The organism is Ensifer sp. KUDG1, from assembly GCF_050434285.1.
Classification (GTDB): Bacteria; Pseudomonadota; Alphaproteobacteria; order Rhizobiales; family Rhizobiaceae; genus Ensifer.
On the sequence record NZ_JBNDIG010000007.1, the window covers coordinates 1 to 23,199 of the forward strand.

The 23,199-nt window shown below is 63.3% G+C and carries 24 protein-coding genes; 15 read left to right on the forward strand and 9 right to left on the reverse strand.

What is annotated here, in order from left to right:
• Window positions 1-104 precede the first annotated feature (104 nt).
• Window positions 105-245 (forward strand): hypothetical protein, encoded by a 141-nt coding sequence (locus M2267_RS17870; RefSeq protein WP_429115925.1) that lies wholly within the window; start codon window positions 105-107, stop codon window positions 243-245.
• Window positions 246-417: 172 nt separating this feature from the next.
• On the opposite strand, the gene recQ is transcribed toward M2267_RS17870, so the two are convergent.
• Window positions 418-2,295: a DNA helicase RecQ gene (gene recQ / locus M2267_RS17875; RefSeq protein WP_429115927.1), complete on the reverse strand. Its 1,878-nt coding sequence runs from the start codon at window positions 2,293-2,295 to the stop codon at window positions 418-420.
• 198 nt (window positions 2,296-2,493) lie between these two features.
• On the opposite strand from recQ, the gene M2267_RS17880 reads away from it, so the two are divergent.
• Window positions 2,494-3,333: a hypothetical protein gene (locus M2267_RS17880; RefSeq protein ID WP_043624522.1), complete on the forward strand. Its 840-nt coding sequence runs from the start codon at window positions 2,494-2,496 to the stop codon at window positions 3,331-3,333.
• A 58-nt stretch (window positions 3,334-3,391) separates the two neighbouring features.
• On the opposite strand, the gene dnaG is transcribed toward M2267_RS17880, so the two are convergent.
• Complete coding sequence (gene dnaG / locus M2267_RS17885) at window positions 3,392-5,401, reverse strand: DNA primase (RefSeq protein WP_429115929.1); 2,010 nt, start codon at window positions 5,399-5,401, stop codon at window positions 3,392-3,394.
• Between the two features lie 215 nt (window positions 5,402-5,616).
• On the opposite strand from dnaG, the gene M2267_RS17890 reads away from it, so the two are divergent.
• Window positions 5,617-6,522: a hypothetical protein gene (locus tag M2267_RS17890; protein ID WP_429115931.1), complete on the forward strand. Its 906-nt coding sequence runs from the start codon at window positions 5,617-5,619 to the stop codon at window positions 6,520-6,522.
• Window positions 6,523-6,528: 6 nt separating this feature from the next.
• On the opposite strand, the gene M2267_RS17895 is transcribed toward M2267_RS17890, so the two are convergent.
• Window positions 6,529-6,978 carry a GatB/YqeY domain-containing protein gene (locus tag M2267_RS17895; RefSeq protein WP_192446875.1) on the reverse strand — a complete coding sequence of 150 codons (450 nt, stop codon included), beginning with the start codon at window positions 6,976-6,978 and terminating at the stop codon, window positions 6,529-6,531.
• 328 nt (window positions 6,979-7,306) lie between these two features.
• On the opposite strand from M2267_RS17895, the gene carA reads away from it, so the two are divergent.
• Window positions 7,307-8,512: a glutamine-hydrolyzing carbamoyl-phosphate synthase small subunit gene (gene carA / locus M2267_RS17900; RefSeq protein ID WP_429115933.1), complete on the forward strand. Its 1,206-nt coding sequence runs from the start codon at window positions 7,307-7,309 to the stop codon at window positions 8,510-8,512.
• An 81-nt stretch (window positions 8,513-8,593) separates the two neighbouring features.
• Here carA and M2267_RS17905 read toward each other — a convergent pair whose 3' ends face one another.
• Window positions 8,594-9,484 (reverse strand): LysR substrate-binding domain-containing protein, encoded by an 891-nt coding sequence (locus tag M2267_RS17905; RefSeq protein WP_429115935.1) that lies wholly within the window; start codon window positions 9,482-9,484, stop codon window positions 8,594-8,596.
• A 115-nt stretch (window positions 9,485-9,599) separates the two neighbouring features.
• On the opposite strand from M2267_RS17905, the gene M2267_RS17910 reads away from it, so the two are divergent.
• From M2267_RS17910 to M2267_RS17920, 3 genes are all read left to right on the forward strand, one after another.
• Window positions 9,600-10,361, forward strand: coding sequence for an SDR family oxidoreductase (locus M2267_RS17910; protein ID WP_043624506.1), 762 nt, complete (start codon window positions 9,600-9,602; stop codon window positions 10,359-10,361).
• Between the two features lie 24 nt (window positions 10,362-10,385).
• Window positions 10,386-11,252 carry an NAD(P)-dependent oxidoreductase gene (locus M2267_RS17915; RefSeq protein ID WP_429115937.1) on the forward strand — a complete coding sequence of 289 codons (867 nt, stop codon included), beginning with the start codon at window positions 10,386-10,388 and terminating at the stop codon, window positions 11,250-11,252.
• Window positions 11,253-11,406: 154 nt separating this feature from the next.
• Entirely contained in the window at window positions 11,407-11,712 is a 306-nt protein-coding gene (locus tag M2267_RS17920; protein WP_043624500.1) for a hypothetical protein, read from the forward strand.
• Window positions 11,713-11,840: 128 nt separating this feature from the next.
• Here the strand turns inward: M2267_RS17920 and M2267_RS17925 are convergent, their stop codons facing one another.
• Window positions 11,841-13,043, reverse strand: coding sequence for a pyridoxal phosphate-dependent aminotransferase (locus M2267_RS17925; RefSeq protein ID WP_429115939.1), 1,203 nt, complete (start codon window positions 13,041-13,043; stop codon window positions 11,841-11,843).
• Window positions 13,044-13,502: 459 nt separating this feature from the next.
• On the opposite strand from M2267_RS17925, the gene M2267_RS17930 reads away from it, so the two are divergent.
• The 3 genes from M2267_RS17930 to M2267_RS17940 all read left to right on the forward strand — a co-directional run bounded on the left by M2267_RS17930 (window position 13,503) and on the right by M2267_RS17940 (window position 17,784).
• Entirely contained in the window at window positions 13,503-15,854 is a 2,352-nt protein-coding gene (locus tag M2267_RS17930) for a marine proteobacterial sortase target protein (RefSeq protein WP_429115941.1), read from the forward strand.
• Window positions 15,760-16,512, forward strand: a complete 753-nt coding sequence (locus M2267_RS17935) for a class GN sortase (protein ID WP_429115943.1) — start codon at window positions 15,760-15,762, stop codon at window positions 16,510-16,512. Before M2267_RS17930 ends, M2267_RS17935 begins: the two co-directional genes overlap by 95 nt.
• An 84-nt stretch (window positions 16,513-16,596) precedes the next feature.
• A complete protein-coding gene (locus M2267_RS17940) occupies window positions 16,597-17,784 on the forward strand; it encodes a PQQ-dependent sugar dehydrogenase (protein WP_429115945.1) in 1,188 nt (395 codons plus the stop codon).
• A gap of 18 nt (window positions 17,785-17,802) precedes the next feature.
• Here the strand turns inward: M2267_RS17940 and M2267_RS17945 are convergent, their stop codons facing one another.
• On the reverse strand, window positions 17,803-18,234 hold the full coding sequence (locus M2267_RS17945; RefSeq protein ID WP_429115947.1) for a hypothetical protein: 432 nt from the start codon (window positions 18,232-18,234) through the stop codon (window positions 17,803-17,805).
• Between the two features lie 170 nt (window positions 18,235-18,404).
• Here M2267_RS17945 and M2267_RS17950 point away from each other — a divergent pair, with 170 nt between their 5' ends.
• Window positions 18,405-19,301, forward strand: a complete 897-nt coding sequence (locus tag M2267_RS17950) for a DMT family transporter (protein ID WP_429115949.1) — start codon at window positions 18,405-18,407, stop codon at window positions 19,299-19,301.
• A gap of 198 nt (window positions 19,302-19,499) precedes the next feature.
• Here M2267_RS17950 and M2267_RS17955 read toward each other — a convergent pair whose 3' ends face one another.
• Complete coding sequence (locus tag M2267_RS17955) at window positions 19,500-19,844, reverse strand: hypothetical protein (protein WP_402319744.1); 345 nt, start codon at window positions 19,842-19,844, stop codon at window positions 19,500-19,502.
• Between the two features lie 136 nt (window positions 19,845-19,980).
• Between M2267_RS17955 and M2267_RS17960 the strand changes: the two genes are divergently transcribed.
• Both M2267_RS17960 and M2267_RS17965 read left to right on the forward strand, forming a co-directional pair.
• The gene (locus tag M2267_RS17960; RefSeq protein WP_043618050.1) at window positions 19,981-20,196 is read left to right on the forward strand and encodes a cold-shock protein; all 216 of its coding nucleotides are present in this window, start codon (window positions 19,981-19,983) and stop codon (window positions 20,194-20,196) included.
• 145 nt (window positions 20,197-20,341) lie between these two features.
• The gene (locus M2267_RS17965; protein WP_043618053.1) at window positions 20,342-20,788 is read left to right on the forward strand and encodes a BA14K family protein; all 447 of its coding nucleotides are present in this window, start codon (window positions 20,342-20,344) and stop codon (window positions 20,786-20,788) included.
• A gap of 76 nt (window positions 20,789-20,864) precedes the next feature.
• On the opposite strand, the gene M2267_RS17970 is transcribed toward M2267_RS17965, so the two are convergent.
• Both M2267_RS17970 and M2267_RS17975 read right to left on the reverse strand, forming a co-directional pair.
• Window positions 20,865-21,506 (reverse strand): MBL fold metallo-hydrolase, encoded by a 642-nt coding sequence (locus M2267_RS17970; protein WP_429115951.1) that lies wholly within the window; start codon window positions 21,504-21,506, stop codon window positions 20,865-20,867.
• A gap of 171 nt (window positions 21,507-21,677) precedes the next feature.
• On the reverse strand, window positions 21,678-21,842 hold the full coding sequence (locus M2267_RS17975; RefSeq protein ID WP_429115952.1) for a hypothetical protein: 165 nt from the start codon (window positions 21,840-21,842) through the stop codon (window positions 21,678-21,680).
• 150 nt (window positions 21,843-21,992) lie between these two features.
• Between M2267_RS17975 and M2267_RS17980 the strand changes: the two genes are divergently transcribed.
• Window positions 21,993-22,616, forward strand: coding sequence for a DUF1236 domain-containing protein (locus M2267_RS17980; RefSeq protein WP_429115954.1), 624 nt, complete (start codon window positions 21,993-21,995; stop codon window positions 22,614-22,616).
• A 313-nt stretch (window positions 22,617-22,929) separates the two neighbouring features.
• Entirely contained in the window at window positions 22,930-23,196 is a 267-nt protein-coding gene (locus tag M2267_RS17985) for a hypothetical protein (protein WP_043618063.1), read from the forward strand.
• Window positions 23,197-23,199: the final 3 nt, after the last annotated feature.

A 23,199-nucleotide genomic window follows, 5' to 3' on the forward strand; every position in this document is an offset into this window, starting at 1 on the left:
TCTCACCCGCCTGCTTCGAGGTGATCACACGCTCCGACTTGTACAACCCGGCCGTCTTCAGGCCCTCGAGTTCGCTGCGGAGATGGGACAGGAAGGCTGAAGTCATGGCGCTCTCGCTTCAAGAAAACATCGCGTGGCTGACGAGTATCATGACGGCTTTTGACTTGCAGCAAAATCCGGCGCTCGGCCGGATCCAGCGCAAAAACGACAGGGCATTTCACGCTGCGATGGCGCAGCGGAAATAATGTGTCGCCAGCAGCGGAACAAGCGACGCTTTCTTTCCGGTGACGACAGCCATGTCTGCTTCCCTCGCGCCGCGTCGGCGGCGCGAGAGACCATCAATTACGAAACCACAGTCGCTTCAGCCGTTTGCGATCGGGAAGCTGCGCGAAGGGACGATCGTGAATGCGACCGCCCTTAGCCGTCGAGATAGCCGTCGATGACCGCGAGGAATGCCTCGCCGTAGCGTTCGCGTTTGCTTTCACCGATGCCGGGAATGTCGAGCAGTTCGTCGAAGCCGCGCGGGCGCTCCTTGGCAAGCGCAATCAAGGTCGCGTCGGGGAAGACGACATAGGGCGGGACGTTCAACTCCTTGGCGATCGAGAAGCGCTCGGCGCGGAGCAGTTCGAAGAGTTCGAGATCGGAACCGGCGAGATCGGCGCGCTCGCGTTGCGCACCCGACTTGGCACCGCGCGCCGCCTTGCCCGAGGTCGGGCGGTCCTTGCGGAAAAACACCTGGCGCTCGCGCTTGAACACGGCGCGTGCGTCCGGTTCGAGCTTTATCGCCCCGAAGGCGGCATGGTCGACGCTGACCAGGCCTGCCGCCAGCAATTGGCGGAAGACCGATTGCCAGGTGCGGGCCGGCAGGTCCTTGCCGGCGCCGAAGACCGGCATGTCGACATGGCCGAAACGCTCGGTCTTCTCGTTGACCGTGCCCATCAGCACATCGACCACATGACCGGTGCCGAAACGCTCGCCGGTGCGATAGACCGCCGCCAGCGCCTTGATCGCCGCTTCCGTCCCGTCCCAGGTCTCGACCGGTTTCAGGCAGGTGTCGCAATGGCCGCAGCGGCCGGGATGGGCCTCGCCGAAATGCGCGAGGATCGCCTGGCGGCGGCAGCCGGCGGTCTCGCAGATCGCAAGTAACGCGTTGAGCTTGCCGCGCTCAATGCGCTTGATGTCATCCGCCGCGCCACCCTCGTCGATCATCCGGCGGCGCTGCAAAACGTCGGCCATGCCATAGGCCATCCAGACCTCCGACGGCTGGCCGTCGCGCCCGGCGCGGCCGGTCTCCTGGTAGTAGGCCTCCACCGATCCCGGCAGATCGAGATGGGCGACATAGCGCACGTCCGGCTTGTCGATGCCCATGCCGAAGGCGACGGTCGCAACGAGGCAGAGGCTCTCTTCTTTCAAGAAAGCGTCCTGGTGCTTGTCGCGGAGCGTCCGGTCCATGCCGGCGTGATAGGGCAAAGCCCTGATGCCCTGCGCGTTCAGCCATTCGGCCGTATCTTCGACCTTGGCGCGCGACAGACAATAGACGATACCGGACGAACCCTTGAAGCGGGAGAGAAAGCGCAGCAATTGCTGCCGTGGTTGGTCGCGCTCGACGATTTCATAGGCGATGTTCGGCCGGTCGAAGCTGGTGGTAAAAACCTCGGCATTGTTGAGCGCCAGCCGCTCGACGATGTCGTCACGCGTATGCGGGTCAGCCGTGGCGGTGAGCGCGATGCGCGGCACGCCGGGGTAACGCTCGGCAAGCAGCCCGAGCGCGCGGTACTCGGGGCGAAAATCATGGCCCCACTGCGAAACGCAGTGCGCCTCGTCGATGGCAAAAAGCGCGATGCGGGCATTGCCGATGAGATCGGAAAACCCGTCGGTCACGGTCCGCTCCGGCGTCACATAGAGAAGGTCGAGCGTGCCGTCGTGGATCTGGCGCCTGACCGCAATCGCCTCCTCGCGCGTCAGCGACGAATTCAGCGCCGCCGCATTGACGCCGAGCTGTTTCAGCGCCTCCACCTGGTCGCGCATCAGCGCGATCAGCGGCGAGACGACGACACCCAGCCCGGGGCGGCAGAGCGCCGGGATCTGGAAGCAGAGTGACTTGCCGGCGCCGGTCGGAAAGAGAACGACCGCATCGCCGCCAGCGGTCACATGCTCGACCACTTCCTGCTGCTTGCCGCGAAAGGCGGAATAGCCATAAACGCGCTTCAGCACGTCGAGCGGTGCCTGACCGGCTTCGTCGAAAAGCTTGCTGGCAGCGCTTCTTGAGGGCGTCGCCCTTTCGACGAACTCCATCACATCTCCTTCGGGAATCAGCTTAGGCCATCATGGCCACATGCGCAGGCAATGCCATAGCCGTTGCCGCAACTGAAGAGACAAGGGCTGTTTTTCCCCGAAGGCCCTGCTGCGCTTCATCGGGGATTGCCCGGTTTGCCAGCTTGACCTTGATAACACATCAGTACTTTAGTGACCCGCAAAAATCAGGAAGTCACCATGGCGAACATTCTTGCGGCGAGCGGCGGCGTCAAGCAGGTCATTTGCATCAACTGGGGTACGAAGTACGGCGCACCGTTCATCAACCGGCTCTACGCCATGGTGGCGCGCAACATCACCCCACCCTTCACCTTCACCTGCTTCAACGACAATTTCGAAGGGTTGCGTCCGGAGATTCTCTGCGAGGACCTGCCGCCGCTGGACATCGGCGAAATGCCCAAGAACACGCCCGGCATCTGGCAGAAGTCGCGGCTCTGGGGGCCGAAGCTCGGCAATCTCAAGGGCCCCGTCCTGTTCCTGGACCTCGACCTGGTCATCGTCGGATCGCTCGATGGTTTCTTCGAGCAGGGGGAACCGGACGACGTCATCCTCGCCCGCAACCAGACGACGCCGTTCGAGCGCCTCGGCCAGACCTCGATTTTCCGCTTTCCGGTCGGCAAGCTGGTGCCATTGCAGGAGAGGTTCCGCGCCGACCCGCAAGGCATTGCAGACGAGTACCGTTTCGAACAACGCTTCGTCACGCGCAATGCGCCGGGCGGAGCCAAACTCTTCCCCCGCCGCTGGGTCCTGCATTTCCGGCAGGACTGCCGCCGGCCGTTTCCGCTCAACTACTTCCTGGCGCCGCGCCTGCCGAAGGACGCACGCGTCGTGCTGTTCCCGCGCAACATCCTGCCGCAGCATGCGATCGAGGGGCGCTTCGGCAAGAAGGACAAGGTCTCCACGCCGCTCGGCCATATCCTCGGACTGTTTGCATCCGACCGATACGAGAAGAATGCGTTTCGCTACCTGCGCCACTACATTCGCCCATCGCCGTGGGTGGCCGAACATTGGCGCGAATAATCGAAAGCCCGTTAAGAACAGGCCTGCTTTCGCCGTGCGGGCCGGAAAAACCCAGCTGCTAGCGCGCCGCCGGCCCCTTCACGCGGCCTGACAGCACGCCGAAGCCCTCGATGATCGCTTCCTGGTTTTCAAGCCGCGTCACTTCGTGCTGCACCTCCTGAAGCGTGCGCAAAAGCTGCGGCACGGCTTCGAGGTCGCCCTCCTCGGTCGCATAGGCCAGTTCACGTTCAAGCTCGCGCACCTGCCAATGCAATGCCTTCGAGCGTTGGTGCAGGGCCAGCGCCTGCAGATAGCCTTCGCGGGCGTCCTCAGGCGCGGCCGCCGTCGTCGCGGTCCAGAGCCTGGCATAGCGGATCTGCTGGTCGATCGCGCCGATCAGCGCGCCAAACCCCTCGCCCTGCAACTGTTCAAGCAGATCGTCGCGGTTGAGCCGTGGCCCCTGCGCGGCCGCAGCGTTCAACACCGCCGCCCAGCAGCGCTGCAGCTCGCGGTGATCGAACTCGATCGTCGAGATCTCGTCATACTCGTCGAACAGCAATTGCGGGTGGTTGACGATCGTAAGCGCCAGCACGCTCTCTCTCAAAAGCGGGGCCACCTGTTGTCCGCTGACCAGCGTCGAACGCGCCAGCCGATCGGAGATCGCCGTCGGCCCGCTCGCATTCGGTCCCCGTGGCTGACCGGCGCCGCGCGCTCCGCCGCCGCCCTGCCTGCCGCCACGCTCGAAGGGACGCCGCTCGCCCCGCCCTGCTCCTGACGATTGCAGGAAGGCGTGCAACCGGTCACGCATGTCCTGGCCATAGTGCCGACGCACGCTTTCATCGGCGATCACGGATGTCACCTGCTTCAGCCGCGCTTCAAGCTCGGCGCGCTTTTCCGGCGTATCGAAGGCGCCGCCCTGGACCTCGCGCTGCCAGACCATCTCGGCCAGCGAACGGGCGTTGGCAAGCACCTTGTCGAAGGGCCCGCGGCCCTCCTGGCGCACGAGATCGTCCGGATCCTTGCCATCGGGAAGCATGGCGAAGCGGACCGAACGGCCGGGCTTCAAGTGCGGCAGCGCCAGGTCGACGCCGCGGTTGGCGGCGCGAATGCCTGCGCCATCTCCGTCGAAGCAGAGCACCGGCTGCGACGTCATCTTCCACAACAGATCGAGCTGGTTTTCGGTGAGCGCCGTGCCGAGCGGTGCCACGGCGTTTTCGACGCCTGCCTGGTGCAGCGCGATCACGTCCATGTAGCCTTCGACGGCGATGATCGTTCCGGCCGCATCGTCGCCGCCGGCGTCGCGGGCGCCGCCTTGCGAAGCACGGCGCGCACGGGCGAAATTGTAGAGAACGTTGCCCTTGTGGAAGAGCTCCGTCTCGTTGGAATTGAGATACTTGGCCGGCGCGTCCGGCGACATGGCGCGACCACCAAAGGCGATGACCTTTTCGCGCGACGACAGGATCGGGAACATGATGCGGTCGCGGAAGCGGTCGTAGGAAACCGGCACGTCCGCCCCGTGCACGACAAGGCCACAGGCCTCGATCTGCTCCTTGGCGACGCCCTTGCCGGCGAGATGTTCCTTGAGCGCATTGCGGCTGTCGGGCGCGTAGCCCAAACGGAAGGTCTCGATCGTGCGCCCCGTAAGCCCGCGCTCGCGCAGATAGGCGCGCGCCTTGGCGCCACCCGCCGTCTGGAGCTGGTCCTCGAAATACGCGGTCGCCATTTCCATCACGTCGAGCAGGCTCGTGCGTTCCTTCTCCCGGCGCTCGGCCTGCGGATCCGGCTGCGGCATGGCAACGCCCGCCATGTCGGCGACCTGCTGGACGGCTTCCGGAAAGCTCAGGCCTTCGAGATCGGTGAGAAAACGGAAATGGTCGCCCGAGACACCGCAGCCGAAGCAATGGTAGCGGCCCTTGCGGTCCTCGCAGTGGAAGCTCGGCGACTTCTCGCCGTGAAAGGGGCAGCAGGCCCAATAGTCGCCGCGCGAGACGTTGGTCTTGCGCCGGTCCCAGGTAACGCGCTTGGCAATCACGTCCGAAATCGGAACGCGATCGCGTATCTCGTCAAGAAAGGACTGTGAAAAGCGCATGGATACCTCTGGTCGATCCTCCATATAGGCGGCATGGCCGGCGGGCGCTACAACGGTGATCCTGCTTGCACGCTATTCACAGGAGCGAAACGGGAATCGCACGGCGAATCACCAATCAAAAGTTGTGTATGAATATTTTCTAAAGACCAAAAGTAGCGCTTGACACCCCTTTGACGAAAAGGATCAATTCGCCGTCTCGAATTGGATCACTTGCCATGGCCGTCTCCGTCAAAGTGCTCGCCTCCAGTCCGGCTTTCTTCAGCACGGTGCTGAGCTATGCGCGCGGCATGGTGGAGATGTATGCGGCAAACCCGCGGCTCGCCTCGATCTTTGCCTCGCAGCAACGCTGGCTGATGGCCCAATCCGGCCTTGCGCTCTATCACGACCGCGATCCAGATGATCCCTCGAGCGGCCTCTACAGCGGCCGCTTCATCAACTATGCCGTCATGCACGGGATCGCCAGCCGCAACACCGCAGCATCCTTCGTGCAGGAAATGGTCGCCTACCGCTTCGCCCGCTACATCACGGTGCAGCCGGACAAGCGCAGCCGGCCGCTGGAGCCTACCGAGGCAGCACTCGACTATGTCTGGAAATGGATGCAGTCCCATCTGGCCATCCTCGACGCCTTTGACGGCCAGTCGCGTCTGGCGCGGCTTAACGAAGAGCACGACCGGTTCGGTCGGCTGCAGGCCGCGGTCGCCCAAGCGCTTGTGGGCAACGACACGGTCCGCCGTCCAGGCCCGACCTTCGACCTCTTCACCTGGGTCAATTCCGGCGGCGTGGTGATGGATGATCTCTTCTCGCGCATCGGCGACTTCGACCCCGAGGCGGAGCGCCACGCGATCGGGCCGGTTTCGCCGAGCGATCTCAGCGAACGCTTCATCATCTCCAAGACCCACCTCAAGCGGATCTTCGACAAGGCAGCGCTTTTGGGAAATATGGGGTGGGAGCGGACGCCCGGACGCGGCGCGGTCTGGCTGTCGAAAGCCTTCATTCGCGAATACTGGGATTACCAGGCAGAGAAGTTCGCCCTGATCGATCGCGCATTCGAGGCGACGTTTCCGGCGAAAGCCGAGGTGGCGGCGCCCGTCCTATCGCGACGGGCGCCGGCACTCACTTGAGCGGAGCTACTTGAGCAGTTCCTTCACCAGGCCGGAGGCCTTGGCGAAGTCCATCTGGCCGGGATAGCGCTCCTTGAGCACGTTCATGCACTTGCCCATGTCGCGCAGGCCATGTGCGCCGGTTTCGGCGATGACCGAGGCGCAGAGTTCCTTCACCCTGGCTTCCGGAAGCTGGGCCGGCAGGAACCGGTTGATGATGACGATTTCCTCACGCTCCTGCGCGGCAAGCTCCGGCCGGCCGGCGTCGTCGTAGATACGAGCCGATTCTTCGCGCTGCTTGATCATCTTTGCGAGGATCTGCAGGATGTCGTCATCGCTGACCGGGTCCTTGCCGAGGCCCCGATTGGCAATGTCCCGATCCTTGATCGCCGCCTGGATCAGCCGCACGGTCGAGGTACGCCGTGCGTCCTTGGCTTTGAGGGCTTCCTTCAGTGCGTCAGCGAACAGGTCGCGCATGTCTATACTCCATGTCGAAACCGGCCCGCGGTGCTCTGCCCGGAACCGGTTCGAAACCATTATTGTTGTCGCCGTCTTAAACCAGTGTGACAGGTGCAATCAAACGGAATACGCAACCGCTTGAATTATAAGGAATTTTATTTCCAGACAATTCACAGCGGCTGGTTGACCCGGCTAAGCGCTTTGGGTATTTTCCCGCACCTGCACAACATCGGCATGAGAGCACTTTTCCGCGGGGTCTCCGCGCGTCCATGCCTGAGCAAAGAAATGGCGATCGACTGCCGGGCTTTCAAGCCCCCGCGCTCCACGCCGCAACGGGATAGGAACGATGACCGCGACACCCGCATGGACCACTGAAAAACCAACCGCACTGCTCGTTCTGGCCGACGGCACCGTGATCGAGGGCAAGGGCATCGGCGCGACCGGCAAGGTGCAGGCGGAAGTCTGCTTCAACACGGCGCTGACCGGCTACCAGGAAATCCTGACGGACCCCTCCTATCTCGGCCAGATCGTCACCTTCACCTTCCCTCACATCGGCAACATCGGCGCCAATGACGAAGACATCGAAGACCTGACGCCGGCAGCACGCCACGGCGCGGTCGGCGTCATCTTTAAGGCCGACATCACCGAACCGTCGAACTACCGCGCCGCCAAGCACCTCGACGTCTGGCTGAAGGCCCGCGGCATCATCGGCCTTTGCGGCATCGACACCCGCGCGCTCACCGCCTGGATCCGCGAAAACGGCATGCCGAACGCCGTCATCGCCCACGATCCCTCGGGCGTCTTCGACATCGACACGCTGAAGGCCGAAGCCAAGGCCTGGAGCGGCCTTGAAGGCCTCGACCTCGCCAAGGTCGCGACCTCCGGCCAGTCGTCGCGCTGGGACGAGCAGCCCTGGGTCTGGAACGAAGGCTATTCGACGCTCGGCGAAACCGATGCGGCCTACCATATCGTTGCGCTCGACTACGGCGTGAAGCGCAACATCCTGCGCCTCTTTGCCGGCCTCAATGCCCGCGTCACGGTCATGCCCGCCACGACCAGTGCCGACGAAGTGCTGGCGCAGAAGCCGGACGGCATCTTCCTGTCGAACGGCCCCGGCGACCCGGCAGCAACCGGGAAATACGCCGTGCCGGTCATCCAGGACCTCTTGAAGACCGATATTCCGCTCTTCGGTATCTGCCTCGGCCACCAGATGCTGGCGCTGGCACTCGGCGGCAAGACCGAGAAGATGCACCAGGGCCACCACGGCGCCAACCACCCGGTCAAGGACCACACCACGGGCAAGGTCGAGATCGTCTCGATGAACCACGGCTTCGCGGTCGATTCGAAGTCGCTGCCACAGGGTGTTGAAGAGACTCACATTTCGCTGTTCGACGGCACCAATTGCGGCCTGCGCGTCGATGGCAAGCCGGTGTTCTCGGTGCAGCACCACCCGGAAGCCTCCCCCGGCCCACAGGACAGCCACTACCTCTTCCGCCGCTTCATGAACCTCGTGCGCGAGAAGAAGGGCGAACCGGCGCTCGCGGAGCGCTAAGCGACCGACCGACACAAGCTTCCAGGGCCCGCTTAGAGCGGGCCTTTTCTTTTCAAGCGTGCGCCTTCGTTGCCGCCGAGCTCACCCTTCCTGCAGATGCGCGACGATGAAGTCGACGACGGCACGGACCGACGGCAGTTGCCCACGCCGGTGCGGCATCAACAGCGTCGTCGTCACGTTGCCTGCCTCCCAGTCCGCAAGCACGCGCACCAGACTTCCAGCTTCGATTGCCGCCCGACAGATCTTTCTCGGCAACGCGGTGATGCCAAGACCGGAGACGGCAGCCTCGAGCAACACGTTGGATTCGTCCGCGAGGAACCGCGGCATTGGCCGAGCCCTGACGACCACGCCCGCATCGTTGCGCATCGTCCATCCCTCTGTACTCAACGAGGCGAGCAGCCCGTCGTGACGCGAAAGGTCGCTGGGCTCGCGCGGATGCCCGCTGCGTTCCAGATAGGCCGGCGCCGCCACCAGGAGGATCGCATCCGTTGCCACCCGCCGCTGTACCATGCCGGAATCGGGCAATGGCGCGAAGTGATCGCGCACCGCGATATCGAAGCCCTCCTGCACGACATCGACGAAACGGTCCGTCGCGTGCAACATCACCTTCATCTTGGGATAGGTCTTCGCCAGCGGCGGCAGCAGCCCTGCCAGCATCATCTGCGCCGTCGGCACCGAGGCGGTGATCCTGACCGTGCCGCTCGGCTCGGCAAGGCGGCCCTTGACGATGGCTTCGGCCGCCTCCGCCTCTATCAGCATCGCCGAGGCATGCCGGTAGAAATCCTCGCCTATCTCCGTCACGGTGAAGCGGCGCGACGTTCGGTTGATCAGCCGGACGCCAAGTGTCTTTTCCAGCTCGGCCACGCGCTTGCTCAGCGTCGATTTGGGCACGTTCAGCGCCCGCGCCGCCGGCGCGAACCCCTTGTGATCAACCACATGGACAAAGACGATGAAGTCGTTGAGATTGCGCATCGCGGCTCCCAATGTCTGCAAATGTGAACGATACATCCACATTTGCCCGTCTTACGCAACATCGTCCATAAAATTATCTTCCTCATCGAAGCCTGATATCGAAGGAAGAGAGACAATGGGTATCTATCAAGACAAGAAAGCCGTGATCATCGGCGGCACGCATGGCATGGGCCTGGCGACGGTCGAGCGTCTCGTCAACGGCGGCGCCGAGGTGCTCCTGACCGGAAACAACGAAGAGAACCTCACCCGGATCCAACAGCGCTTCGGCGACCGCGTTCATGCCGTAAAATCGGATATCGCCGACCTCGGCGAGATCGCCGTGCTCGGGGCGACGGTCGGGCAGAAGCTGGGTTCGATCGACCTCCTGCACGTCAACGCCGGCACATCGCTGCTCGAGCCGTTCGACCAGGTGACGGAAGCATCCTACGATCGCCAGTTCACCATCAACACCAAGGGCGCCTTCTTCACCGTCCAGCGGCTGGCGCCTCTGATCCGCGACGGCGGCTCGATCGTCTTCACCTCGTCGGTTGCCGATGTCGGCGGCCATCCGGGAATGGCGGTCTATAGCGGCAGCAAGGCGGCGCTGATCTCGTTTGCCTCCGTCTTTGCCGCCGAACTTCTGCCGCGCGGCATAAGGGTCAACTCAGTCAGCCCCGGCTTCATCGATACGCCGACCAAGGGCGTGGCAGGCGTCACCGACGCCGAGCGTGCCGAGTTCAAGGCGCTCGGCGATGCGATCACGCCGATGGGGCGCAACGGCACGGCGGACGAAGTCGCCCGCGCCGTGCTGTTCCTCGCCTTCGACGCCACCTTCACCACCGGCGCCCGCCTCACCGTCGACGGTGGCCTTGGCCAGCACTTGTCGCCTGCCGCCTGACGCGGCCCGGAGCGGAGAGACAACATGTCCAGATCCATCTCGATCATCGGGCTCGGTGCCATGGGCGCAGCCCTCGCCGGCGCCCTCATCGATACGGGCAATGCCGTCACCGTCTGGAACCGCACCCCCGCACGGGCAGACGCCCTCATTGCCCGTGGCGCCCGCCGGGCGGCAACGGTCGCCGATGCGATTGCGGCCAGCGATGTGCTCGTCCTGTGCCTCACCGACTACGCCGCCGTCGAAACAACGCTGGCGGACGTCGGCGCAGCCATCGCCGGCAAGACAGTCGTCAACCTCACCAATGGCCGTCCGGACGAGGTCCGGGCGATCGCCGCCCGGCTTGATGGACTTGGCGCGCGCTATCTCGACAGCGGCATCATGGCAACGCCGCCGATGATCGGCACGCCGCACGCCTTCGTTCTCTATAGTGGGGACAGCGCTGCATTCAGGGATGCCGAGGAACAACTCGCTGCCTTCGGCCAAAGCCACTATCTCGGCGAGGATCCTGTTCTCGCCGCGGTCAGCGACCTCGCCTTGCTGTCGGCGATGTACGGTCTCTTCGGCGGCTATCTGCACGCAACCGCGCTCGCCGGCAGCGTCGGCTTCACCGCCAAGCAGTTCCTGCCGCTGGTCGAGCCCTGGCTTGCCGCGATGATGACGGCGCTGCCCGATTACGCCGAACGGATCGACAGCGGCGACCATGCCCGCGACGTGATGTCGAACCTTCAGATGCAATCGGTAGCGATCACCAACATCGTGGCCGCAAGCCGCAGCCTGGGCATCGATCCGGCTTTCATGGAGCCGATTGAAAGGCTGGCGAAAAAGCGCCTCGCCGCCGGCTTTGGCAGCGACGAGGCCTCGGGCCTGATCGAGGCGATGCGGGGCAAATAGATGCCGTCGGAGAGGTCTGGATGCGAGTACGCGCCGATGGTGCTCGCCAAGCAAGCGACATGCCGATGGCCCGCGGTCGAAACGTCGCGGGCCACCGGCTTGTTGTTGACCCTCGGGCGCCCTTCGCGCATCCTCACCGCAACTGGAGGTGACGATGATTACAGGTCCACAGTGCCGCGCCGCCCGGGCGCTGATCGAAATTTCGCGCGAGATGCTTTCGAGCTTTTCGGGCGTCGACGAAGAGACGATCCTCAGGTTCGAGCGCAAGCTGGAAAAACCGGCCGACGCGGTAATCCTGTCGTTGAAGCATGCGCTCGAAAATGCCGGCGCGGTGTTTCTGCCGGAGGGCGAACGCGGGATCGGCGTCCGGCTGAAGTTCACCCGCTCCGAAGCCCGCCGCCTCTCGATCCTCGAAAGCGAGGGCGGCGTCGTTGGCGACGACGAGGTTCCCGGCGCCTGAGAATGTACTCTGATTTCAAGGCCTTAGCCGGCTGACTTGAATCTGCATGGCCAGCCGTTGAATCGCTTTGCGAACGAAAAAACCCGCCGTTTCCGGCGGGTTCTTTTGTCAGGTGCGGTTGCTCGCGCTTACTTGCAGGCGGCGCAGAAGCGCTGGATGCGGCGGCAGGCTTCCTCGAGCTGGGCTTCCGAGGTCGCATAGGAGATGCGGAAGTTCGGGCCGAGACCGAAGGCCGAACCGTGGACGACGGCGACGCCTTCGGATTCCAAGAGTTCGGACACGAAGTCTTCGTCCGTCTCGATGACCTTGCCCGACGGCGCGGTCTTGCCGATCAGGCCGGCGCAGGACGGGTAGACGTAGAAGGCGCCTTCCGGCGTCGGGCACGAGATGCCCTTGGCCTGGTTCAGCATCGACACCACGAGATCGCGGCGGCCTTCGAAGATCTTCTTGTTTTCGGGAATGAAGTCCTGGGTGCCGTTCAGTGCCTCGACGGCCGCCCACTGGGCGATCGAAGTCGCGCCCGAGGTCTGCTGGCCCTGGATCATGTCCATGGCCTTGATCAGCTGCAGCGGGCCGGCGGCGTAGCCGATGCGCCAGCCGGTCATGGCATAGGCCTTGGAAACGCCGTTCATCGTCAGCGTGCGGTCATAAAGGCTGGGTTCGACTTCGACCGGGGTCGCGAACTTGAAGTCGCCATAGGTCAGGTGCTCGTACATGTCGTCGGTGAGGATCCAGACATGCGGATGTTTCATCAGCACGTCGGTCAGCGCCTTGAGCTCGGCATGGCTGTAGGCAGCGCCCGACGGGTTGGACGGCGAGTTGAAGATGAACCACTTGGTCTTCGGCGTGATCGCCTTGTCGAGGTCCTCGGCCTTGAGCTTGAAGTTGTTCTCCTGCTTGGTCGAGACGGTGACCGGGGTACCGCCGCACAGCGCCACCATTTCCGGGTAGGAAACCCAGTAAGGCGCCGGGATGACGACTTCATCGCCCGCGTTCAGGGTCGCCATGAAGGCGTTGAAAAGAATCTGCTTTCCACCGGTGCCGACGATCGTCTGGGCAGCCGTGTAGTCGAGGTTGTTCTCGCGCTTGAACTTCTTGGCGATCGCTTCGCGCAGTTCCGGGATACCGGAGACCGGCGTGTACTTCGTCTCGCCGCGATTGATCGCGTCGATGGCGGCCTTCTTGATATTGTCGGGCGTGTCGAAGTCCGGCTCTCCGGCGCCGAGGCCGATGACATCGCGGCCTTTCGCTTTCAGCTCACGGGCTTTCTGCGAAACGGCGATGGTGGCGGAAGGCTTTACACGGGAAAGGGCATCGGCAAGGAAGGCCATGGGTGAAGGTCCTGATCGTTTCGAGACGAGGTGATCGCTACGGAACTAAAAAGCCAGGCTCCATAGCGGTTAGGTCTATGTCGAAAGACGTCCGGTCTTGCAAGCGCCGGAACGGCAAAAACGCCGGAAACGCGGGCAAAAAGCGTTACCATGACAAAGTTTCATGAATGCGATCAGCATCGTCGATCGCAGGTCACGACACGGCGCGACGCATGACCGGCCGTCGAGCGCTGCGAAAACGGATTGTGGCGCCCGTTTGAACGACCACGAAACGTAACGATCAGAAACGGTTGTTGATCGCAATTTATTCAAAAAAAACAGCGCAGTCCGCCGAATTTGCAAATGCCATAATTTAGCCACGACAACTGTCGCGGAACGCCGCAATTCCGTCGCGCAACAGCCGGCTTCCGGGCTTTTCCTCCGATGATCCGAACACATTCGCATTACGGGGGTTGTGCAATGTTTCTCGACGACGAAATCGCTTCCATGAAGACACGGCAGAGCGAAGCACGCTGGGGCATGTATCTGGCGCTTGCGGCCCTTGCTGCCTGCATCCTGATGTTCATCGGGCTGATGACCCAGGCCGCCGCGCAAACGGCTGATGCCAAGCCGCGGCAGATGGCGGGTTACGTTCGCCCCAACGACGTCGGCGCCGGCGCCCTGCTCTTCCCGTCGAAGGAACCGGGCTATTTCGTCGAGGCGCCGCGGCTTGCGACCGACGTCCAGATCGACGTCAACGGCCCGATCATGCGCACCCGCGTCACCCAGCGGTTCGAGAACCCGAGCAAGGGCTGGGTCGAAGGCACCTATGTCTTTCCGCTACCCGAAGATTCGGCTGTCGATACGCTGAAGATGCAGATCGGCGACCGCTTCATCGACGGCCAGATCAAGCCGCGCCAGGCCGCCAAGGAAATCTACGAACAGGCAAAGGCCGAAGGCAAGAAGGCAGCGCTTCTCGAACAGCAGCGCCCGAACATCTTCACCAACCAGGTCGCCAATATCGGCCCGGGCGAAACGGTGGTGGTGCAGATCGAGTACCAGAGCGCGGTGCGCCAGTCGAACGGGCTCTATTCTCTCCGTTTCCCCATGGTCGTGGCGCCCCGCTACAATCCGCAGCCGATCGTCCAGACGGTCGATCTCGACAGCCGCACCGGCTACGCCGTCAGCGACCCGGTCCCCGATCGCGCGAAGATCGAAGCGCCGGTCCTCGACCCCAAGGAAAACGCCAGGATCAACCCCGTCACGCTGACGGTGAACCTCAAGGCCGGCTTCCCGCTCGGCGAAGTGAAATCCGGCTATCACGACGTCGATATCGCCAATCTTGACGATCCCAGCCGCCGCGTGACGCTGAAGGGCGACAGCGTGCCGGCCGACCGAGACTTCGAACTGACCTGGAAGGCGATCGAGGGCAAGAGCCCCTATGCCGGCCTGTTCCGCGAGACGGTCGGCGGCAAGACCTATCTGCTTTCCTTCGTCACCCCGCCGGCCGCCGCAAGCGAGGCCGACGCCAAGCCCGTCAAGCGCGAGATCGTCTTCGTCATCGACAATTCCGGCTCCATGGCCGGCCCCTCGATGGAGCAGGCCAAGGAGAGTCTGGCGCTGGCGATCTCCAGGCTGAAGCCCGAGGACCGTTTCAACGTCATCCGCTTCGACGACACCATGTCGGTGCACTTCCCCGAACTGGTCGAAGCGACGCCGGACAAGCGGGAAGATGCGATCGCCTATGTGCGCGGCCTGACGGCCGATGGCGGCACCGAGATGCTGCCGGCGCTGGAAGCGGCCCTTCGCACGCAAGGACCGGTTGAGGCCGGCGCCCTTCGCCAGGTGGTGTTCCTGACCGACGGCGCGATCGGCAACGAGACGCAGCTTTTCGACGAGATCCAGAAGAACCGCGGCGACGCCCGCGTCTTCACCGTCGGCATCGGCTCGGCCCCGAACAGCCACTTCATGACCAAGGCCGCCGAATATGGCCGCGGCACCTTCACGCTGATCGGCTCGGAGAGCGAGGTCGCCGCGCGCATGGGCGAACTCTTCACCAAGCTCGAAAGCCCCGCCATGACGGATATCTCGGCCGCCTTCGAGGGCGCATCGGCCGGCGACATCACACCAAACCCGATGCCCGATCTTTATCGCGGCGAGCCCGTGGTGCTGACGGCCGAACTCGATGGCACCGCCCCCGAAGGCAAGCTGCAGATCCTCGGCAAGGCCGGCGACCAGCCCTGGCGGGTGGAGATGGATATCGCCAAGGCTTCGACCGGCGAAGGCATCGCCAAGCTCTGGGCCCGCCGCAAGATCGACGACCTTGAAGCGAGCGCGTCGACGATCGCCGACCCGGCGACCCTCGACAAGCGGATCGAAACGGTGGCTCTAGCCCACCATCTCGTCTCCCGCGTCACCAGCCTCGTTGCCGTCGACGCGACGCCATCGCGGCCCAGCAGCGAGAACCTCAGCGAAACGAAGCTGCCGCTCAATCTCCCCGCCGGCTGGGACTTCGGCAAGGTCTTCGGCGAGGCCCCTGTCGAGGTCGTCCCCGGCAAGGTCGACAAACGCGCCGCGCTCGAAAGCCGAACCAAGCTTGCGATGGTCACGGCCGACCGCATGCTCGCCGCACCGACGGCGCGGGCGGCCGGTCTGATCGCTGAAGCCAACAACCAGGTGTCCTTGCCGCAGACGGCAACGGAAGCCGACAAGCAGATCCTGATCGGCCTGATGCTGCTTGCCTTCGCGCTTCTTGCCGGCACGACCTTCGTCTTCTGGCGCGCGCCGATCGCCGCCGTGGTCACTGCCGGAGTGCGCCGCCGTGGCCGCTGACAACGAAAGGCCCGAGCCGCGCCCGGGTTTTCTCGCCCGCCTCTCGGCGGTCGAAACGATCGTGCTTGCGATCATCGCGCTCATTGCCCTTGCCGGTCTGCTTCTGATCGGCAAGGGCTTCTACATGAAGGCCAAGGCCGAGGTCTCGCAAGTGCTGTTGAAGCGCACCTTCGAGGCGCAGCTTCATGGCAGCCCTGATGGTAAGCCCTGGCCCTGGGCCGATTTCCAGACGGCCGCCGAAATCTCGGCGCCACGGATCAACCGCTCGGCGATCGTGCTGGAAGGCGCAAGCGGCGAAGCGCTTGCCTTCGGACCCGCCTGGCTGACGACGACGCCGCTCCCCGGCGACGAGGGCACCTCGGTCATTGCCGCCCATCGCGACACGCATTTTCGCTGGCTGAAGGACGTCAACCCTGGCGACCTCCTGGTGCTGACGCGCAAGGACGGCCGCCGCTTCCTGTTTCGGGCCGGCGAAAGCCGGGTTGCCCGCTGGGATGAAAGCGGCATCAACGCATCTGCCAGCGGCCACCACCTGGCGCTCGCCACCTGCTGGCCCTTCGATGCGATCGAGCAGGGACCGATGCGCTACATCGTCGACGCCGAACTCATCGGCGAACAGCGCCCGGTGCCGCTGACGACGGGCTCGATCTCCAAATAAACCGCTTTTGATCGGATGTGACTTGAACCGCTCCCTCGATCGCCCCAGCTTGCCCCTTGGACGAGTCTGTGTAGGAGAAGCGGAATGCGGCAAACGGGCGCTGGAACATCGGGACGGGCCGGCAAGCGGTCGAGTGCGGTCGCCATCCTGACCCTTTCCGTTGCACTGGCAGCGTTCGCGCCTGCGAGCGCAAGCGCACAGGATGCCCGCGAATTCCCGAGCGAGAACGGCACCCTGCGCGTCGAGACGCTCGCGACCGGGCTCGAACACCCCTGGTCGGTGGAGGCGCTCCCCGATGGCGGCCTGATTATCAGCGAACGTCCGGGTCGGCTTAGGATCCTGCGCGACGGCAAGCTCTCGAAGCCGCTGACCGGCGTGCCCGAGGTCGCCGAGCGCGGCCAGGGCGGCCTGCTCGACATCGCGCTCGATCCCCGTTTTGCCGAAAACAGGACGCTCTACCTGACGATGGCTGCCAACGGCAAAGGCGGCTACGGCACTGCCGTCGTCCGGGCGAAACTCGCCGCAGACGGAACCGGCCTTACCGACGTCAAGGAACTCTTCCGGATGAGCAAGTTCACCGGCAAGGGCCAGCATTTCGGCTCACGCATCGCCATTGCGCCCGATGGCAGCCTGTTCTTCGGCATCGGCGACCGCGGCGAAGGCGAACGCGCCCAGGACCCGCGCGATCATGCCGGCGCCATCCTGCACATCAATGCCGATGGCAGCATTCCCGGTTCGAACCCCTATCGCGGCGGTACCGGCGGCCTGCCGGAAATCTGGTCGAAGGGGCACCGCAATCCGCAAGGCATCGCCTTCGACCCGAAAGACGGCACGTTGCTGACCGTCGAGCACGGCGCGCGCGGTGGCGACGAGATCAACAATCCGAAGGCCGGCCACAATTACGGCTGGCCTGTCATTACCTACGGCAAGGATTATTCCGGCGCCGAGATCGGCGAAGGCACGTCGAAAGAAGGCCTCGACCAGCCGCTCTTCTATTGGGATCCCTCGATCGCGCCGGGCGCGCTTGCCGTCTATCGCGGCAAGATGTTTCCCGAATGGGACGGCGACCTTCTGGTGGCGGCGCTGAAGTACCAGTTGCTCGCCCGGCTCGAACGCGACGACAGCGGCGCGATCGGCTCCGAGGAGCGCTTGTTCGATGGCGAATTCGGCCGCATCCGCGACGTCGTCGTGGCACCCGATGGCGCCTTGCTGATGGTAACGGACGAGGAAGACGGCGCCGTGCTCAGAGTCTCCAAGGCCGCAGAGCAATAGGCGGCGTCCGCCACCGGCTCACGACAGCCGGTCGCGCACCTCGCGCCGGAACATGAATTTCAGCCCGGACCAGACCGCGTCGACGGCGCAAACCTTCACATCGACAAGGCCGAGCGGCAGGAAGACCTCGCGCAATACATCCTCCGTCAGTGTCGTCGGCCGTTTCGACGCCTTCTTCGGCCAGGAGATCCACAACATGCCGTCCGGCTTCAACCTCGCAGCCAGCTTCGGCGCAAGCTCTTTTAAAGCCGATCGCTCCGTTTCGAACACATGCGCATAATCGATGTCGCGCGCGGCCACCGCGCCGATCTCGGTCTCGCACCTGCGAAAGCCGGGAAAACCGCCGATCGCGTCAAGCCCGGCTGGCACCCCGAGAAGCAGGGCCTGCTGCCCGTCCTTCAGCCCCAGCTTGCGCCCGAGCGGCGTGCCGGAATAGCCGGCATCGCTCATGGCCGCCGATCTCCGATGGGTGATAGGAGCTGAGCCCCCCTCGGCGCCCTCTCCCGGCGCCGTGTCTCCGGCCGTTTCCGCCAACGACAACTCCGCCCAACCTTGGCGACGATGAGCCTTGCCCGGCGAAAACGCAACTGCTAGACGCGCCTGTCCGAGGAGAGAACGACATGCCGCGCATTCAGGCCAATCTGCTGCTTTTGATTTCAGGCGCCATCTGGGGCGCCGGCTTCGTCGCGCAGTCGACCGCCATGGATAAGATCAGCCCGCTCTGGTTCATCGCGCTGCGTTTTGCGATCGCGACACTGGTCGCCATGCCCTTGGCCATCATCGAAACGAAGCGTGCCGCCGAACCGATCAAGCTTTCGACCGTCCGCAACTTCATCTTCATCGGCCTTGCGCTCTTTGCCGGCGCGGTGACGCAGCAATTCGGCTTGCTCGACACCAGCGTCACCAATTCCGGCTTCCTCACCGGTCTTTATGTCGTCTTCGTGCCCGTGCTGATGGTTGTCTTCCTGCGCCGCAAGCCGCACTGGATCATCTGGCCGGGCGCGATGATGGCGCTGTTTGGCATTTTCCTGCTGAGCGGGGGAACGCTCTCGGCGCTCACCGGAGGCGACTATCTGACCATCCTTTGCGCCCTGTTCTGGGCCGTGCAGATGCTGCTGATCGGCCTCTTTGCCCCGAGCAGCGGCCGGCCGATGCTGCTTTCGATGACCCAGTTTGCCGTCTGCGCCGTGCTCGGCTTCGTCCTCGCCGTGACGACCGAACCGCTGAGCTTTGCCGCCATCGAGGGCGCGCTCCTCGAAATCCTCTATGCCGGCATCTTTTCGAGCGGCCTCGCCTTCATTCTCCAGGTCGTCGGGCAGCGCTACACCACGGCGCCGCAGGCTGCGATCTTCCTGTCGAGCGAGGCGCTCTTTGCCGCCCTCTTCGGCGTTCTCCTGCTTGGCGAAGTCATCACCCCGATCGGCTATGCCGGCTGCGCCATCATCTTTGCCGCCATGCTGACGGTCGAGATCGTGCCGGAACTGACGAAGGGCCGCCGCGCCGCAGCCGCCGCCTGAGGGCGCTTCAGGGAACTATAAGCACCCGCCGCCAAGACGCTGGACTGAGGCTTTACTTGCTATTGCTCAGGGCAACAGGCCCGTTGCTTCGCGACGAAGGCGTGGCTTCGCCGTGCGTTTTCGCCCCGAAACGGTAGTTGTAGATTTTCTGCAAGAAATCTACGTAAGAAACCGCCGACATGAGAAGCCTCAAACATATCAGGGAGTTGCCGACGGCATGCCTGATATGCGATTGGCCTGCTTTGCCAGCGCCGCACGGGAAATCGGCGAAAACCACTCAATTTTGCAGCAATTGTTTTCAAAAAGCTGTGATTTCAACAGCTTGCGATATATTTTGCGCAGCGCCCCGCAAAGCCGCAAATGACCGATTTTTGAGCAATGACAAGACGCAATACCAATCCCGAAAAGTTTTGCTTGCCAATTCAAAATAAACCCATCAATCTTACTTCCGTTCGGGCAATCTGCGAACACGGGAAGATCTTGAAATAAAAGCGGGCCGGAGACGCAAAAACTCCGGGCGGCCAGACCGATGGGAAGCAGCAATGCGACCTTTCCTATGGCTGGCTGCGGTAACCAGGACCCTTTCCTCAAACGTCGAGACCTGCCTGCCAACGCCCATTCGGGCAAAACTGCAATGCTGCCCGTCCGTCAAACGGGTGGAGAGAAAAGGACCTGACGCATGGCCGAAACTGGCACTGTAAAATTCTTCAACACCGACAAGGGCTTTGGTTTCATCAAGCCTGACAACGGTGGTGCAGATATCTTCGTACACATTTCCGCAGTCCAGGCTTCCGGCCTGACCGGTCTGACGGAAAACCAGAAGGTAAGCTTCGACACCGAACCGGATCGCCGCGGCAAAGGCCCGAAGGCGGTCAACCTGCAGATCTCCGGCTAACGCCGTTTTCTGCTGACAGATTCCAAGTTGAAGCCCGGCATTCTTGCCGGGTTTTTTTGTTCAGGCTCGGTTCAGTTTGGCCGCGTTAACCTTCCTGCATCATGAAGACCGGGTTGATCCGGTCCATGCGAAGGATTGAAGCCAAATGAACAAGTTCATCAAAGCCGCCGTTCTCTCGATCGCCGCAGCCGCTATGGTCATCCCGACCTTTGGCGCCGCCGAGGCAGGCGGCAGGCATCACCACAACAATGACGACGCATGGGCAGCCGGTGCAGCAGGTCTCGTTGCCGGCGCTCTGATCGGCGGCGCGATCGCTTCGCAGCCGCGTTACAACGGCGGCTACAACGAGCGCGTCTACATCGATCCGGAACCGGAATACGATTACTACGAGCCGCGTCCGGTCTATCGCCCTCGCCCGGTCTACCAGGCACGCCCTGTCGTCGTCGACAGCTACGGCGGCGGTTACCGGTCGCTCGAGCCCTGGACCCCGTCCTGGTATCGCTACTGCGCCCAGCGCTACCGCTCGTTCAACCCGGATAGCGGCACCTTCCGCGGCTACGACGGTCGCAGCTACTTCTGCACCGCCGGCTGATCAGGCTCGGCGCAAGAATCGAAAAGCCCATGTCTTGATCGAGACATGGGCTTTTTTCATGCGCATGTACGGAGGCTCAGAGCCCACGCAGATAGGGATTGGTGCGGCGCTCGTCGCCAATCTGGCCGCCTGGGCCATGGCCACAGATGAAGCCGACATTGTCTCCAAGCGGCAGGATCTTGTCGCGGATCGAATCGAGCAATTGCTGGTGATTGCCGCCGGGTAGGTCGGTGCGGCCGATCGAACCGTGGAAGAGCACGTCGCCGACATGGGCGAAGTTCTGCGCCCGGTTGAAATAGACCACGTGGCCCGGCGCATGGCCCGGGCAATGCAAGACTTCGAAGACATGGTCGCCGAAGGAGACGGTGTCGCCCTCTTCAAGCCAGCGATCGGGAATGACGTTCTGGACCTTCATCGCCAGCCCGAAGCGCTCGGCCTGGCTTTCCAGCCTTTCGAGCAGCGGCAGGTCGTCCTTGTGCGGACCGATGATTTCGAGCCCGAGCGCGTCCTTCAGTTCTTTGGCACCGCCGGCATGGTCGATATGGCCGTGGGTGATCCAGATCGCCTTCAGCGTGATGCCGTTTTCGCGGACGGTCTGCAGGATGAGATCGACATCGCCACCGGGATCGACGATCACGCCTTCCTTGGTCTCGCTGTCGAACAGCACGGTGCAGTTCTGCTCGAAATGGGTAACCGGGATGATGCCCGCCTGTAACATGCGCGTCTGCCTCTCTAGAGCATGTCGCGCAAAACTGTGCAGCGATATTGCGATAACGACATGCGATAAATCAGGAACCTAAAGCGTAGGAAGCGAATCTGGAAGATCGCAACGCGCTTTGGGATCTCGTCATCTTCCTATAGCGGCAATTGGCGGCGGTGACAGCGCCAATCAGCGAAGCGAGGCTATCTGCGGCGCAGACAGCTGGTGCGCCGGCCACTGCACGGTGGTCATCAGCAGCGCCGAAATCGCGATCTCGGCAGCGACGACGATCCGTACCACCGGCTTGAGGCTGCGCGCGGCGACGTTGGTCTGATCCGGCTGAGCATTCTGCATTGTGTCCCCTCTCCCGTCGCCTGTTCTCCTGGCGTGTCCTGCCCTCGGCGACGGCTGGAGAATGTCACAGCGTCATATTTCGTGACGTTCCCGGGGGAACATCCGCGCGCTTGCCGGCGTTTGGCCCTCGTCAATATAAGGAGAAACACAATGGTGAAGCTTACCCGCCCCCTGTTGCGAGCCGCTGCGGCCGCGGGTTTGGTGTTGGCGATCGGTACCCCGGCCGCCTTTGCAGCCATGACCGCGACCACGGTGACGGACCTGAATATCCGCACGGGTCCGGGCCCTCAATATCCGACAGTCGGCCTTGCGGCCCGCGGCAGCACCGCGGTCATCGACGGCTGCGTCGAAGGCAGCAAGTGGTGCCGCATCGACGTCGGCGGCGTGCGCGGCTGGGTCTATGCCCAGTATCTGACAACGGATCTTGGCGGCTCGGCCGTCGTGGTCCAGGAGCGTCGTGCCGACCTCGCCATTCCCGCGGTCACCTACGAAGCGCAGCCCAATGATCCCGTGATCGTCAGCAGCGGCGACGAATTGATCGGCCCGGTCGAACAGATCGACCCGATCGTGCCGCCGGACAACGTGCGGACCTACGTCACGTCCAACCCCGGCGAGACCGTCTATCTCGATGGCGAAGTCGTCGTCGGTGCCGAACTGCCACAGACCGTGGCCGTTCACCGCGTGCCTGACTACAGCTACGACTATGTCAGCATCAACGGCCAGCCCGTTCTGGTCGAACCGGCAACGCGACGCATCGTCTACGTCTACCGCTAACAGCCGAGATCTCCGGCAGCCATTCGGTTGCCGGAGGTTCCCTCATGCGCCTGCATCACGCTCCCTCGGCCTACCGACGGCACGAATCATCCACGGCAAGGCCAATGCCTCCAGCCGCCGGCCTCATTTTCCCGCTTTGCCTGTAAGATATTGCCGTTGCCTAAAATCGAGCCATTTCAATTGGCTACGAAGCAGTCGCGGGAACGTCATTTCACTCAAATTGACAATAAACCAGAATAGGCTTCAACCTATTGATGCCGGATCATCGGCTTTTAGTGGCGCGTCCACGACGAGCCACGACACGGAGGGATCAATGGAAGCATTAATGCCTATCATTACCCAATTGATCGCGGGGGCGGCCGGCGGCAACGCGGCCAGCGCAGTGTTGAAGCAGCAGGCATTCGGTATCGTCGCACGCACCATCGTCGGCGCGATCGGAGGCCTCGGCGGCGGGTTCCTCATTCAAATGCTCGGCGGAGAAGCAGCCGCGACCGGTCTTGCCATGCAAGCAATCGGCGGCCTTGTCGGCGGCGGCGTGCTGAGCGGAATCGTCGGGCAGTTCTTGGGGAAGACCGCCTAACTC

Bases quoted from the DNA above. Each gene is read 5' to 3' on its own strand.
- M2267_RS17870 (WP_429115925.1), top strand. From the start codon at position 105: ATGGCGCTCTCGCTTCAAGAAAACATCGCGTGGCTGACGAGTATCATG.
- M2267_RS17965 (WP_043618053.1), top strand. From the start codon at position 20,342: ATGAACAAGTTCATCAAAGCCGCCGTTCTCTCGATCGCCGCAGCCGCT.
- M2267_RS17975 (WP_429115952.1), bottom strand. From the start codon at position 21,842: ATGCAGAATGCTCAGCCGGATCAGACCAACGTCGCCGCGCGCAGCCTC.
- M2267_RS17960 (WP_043618050.1), top strand. From the start codon at position 19,981: ATGGCCGAAACTGGCACTGTAAAATTCTTCAACACCGACAAGGGCTTT.
- dnaG (WP_429115929.1), bottom strand. From the start codon at position 5,401: ATGCGCTTTTCACAGTCCTTTCTTGACGAGATACGCGATCGCGTTCCG.
- M2267_RS17890 (WP_429115931.1), top strand. From the start codon at position 5,617: ATGGCCGTCTCCGTCAAAGTGCTCGCCTCCAGTCCGGCTTTCTTCAGC.
- M2267_RS17950 (WP_429115949.1), top strand. From the start codon at position 18,405: ATGCCGCGCATTCAGGCCAATCTGCTGCTTTTGATTTCAGGCGCCATC.
- M2267_RS17915 (WP_429115937.1), top strand. From the start codon at position 10,386: ATGTCCAGATCCATCTCGATCATCGGGCTCGGTGCCATGGGCGCAGCC.
- M2267_RS17910 (WP_043624506.1), top strand. From the start codon at position 9,600: ATGGGTATCTATCAAGACAAGAAAGCCGTGATCATCGGCGGCACGCAT.
- M2267_RS17880 (WP_043624522.1), top strand. From the start codon at position 2,494: ATGGCGAACATTCTTGCGGCGAGCGGCGGCGTCAAGCAGGTCATTTGC.
- M2267_RS17970 (WP_429115951.1), bottom strand. From the start codon at position 21,506: ATGTTACAGGCGGGCATCATCCCGGTTACCCATTTCGAGCAGAACTGC.
- M2267_RS17920 (WP_043624500.1), top strand. From the start codon at position 11,407: ATGATTACAGGTCCACAGTGCCGCGCCGCCCGGGCGCTGATCGAAATT.
- M2267_RS17945 (WP_429115947.1), bottom strand. From the start codon at position 18,234: ATGAGCGATGCCGGCTATTCCGGCACGCCGCTCGGGCGCAAGCTGGGG.
- M2267_RS17895 (WP_192446875.1), bottom strand. From the start codon at position 6,978: ATGCGCGACCTGTTCGCTGACGCACTGAAGGAAGCCCTCAAAGCCAAG.
- carA (WP_429115933.1), top strand. From the start codon at position 7,307: ATGACCGCGACACCCGCATGGACCACTGAAAAACCAACCGCACTGCTC.
- M2267_RS17940 (WP_429115945.1), top strand. From the start codon at position 16,597: ATGCGGCAAACGGGCGCTGGAACATCGGGACGGGCCGGCAAGCGGTCG.
- M2267_RS17930 (WP_429115941.1), top strand. From the start codon at position 13,503: ATGTTTCTCGACGACGAAATCGCTTCCATGAAGACACGGCAGAGCGAA.
- M2267_RS17905 (WP_429115935.1), bottom strand. From the start codon at position 9,484: ATGCGCAATCTCAACGACTTCATCGTCTTTGTCCATGTGGTTGATCAC.
- M2267_RS17980 (WP_429115954.1), top strand. From the start codon at position 21,993: ATGGTGAAGCTTACCCGCCCCCTGTTGCGAGCCGCTGCGGCCGCGGGT.
- M2267_RS17985 (WP_043618063.1), top strand. From the start codon at position 22,930: ATGGAAGCATTAATGCCTATCATTACCCAATTGATCGCGGGGGCGGCC.
- recQ (WP_429115927.1), bottom strand. From the start codon at position 2,295: ATGGAGTTCGTCGAAAGGGCGACGCCCTCAAGAAGCGCTGCCAGCAAG.
- M2267_RS17925 (WP_429115939.1), bottom strand. From the start codon at position 13,043: ATGGCCTTCCTTGCCGATGCCCTTTCCCGTGTAAAGCCTTCCGCCACC.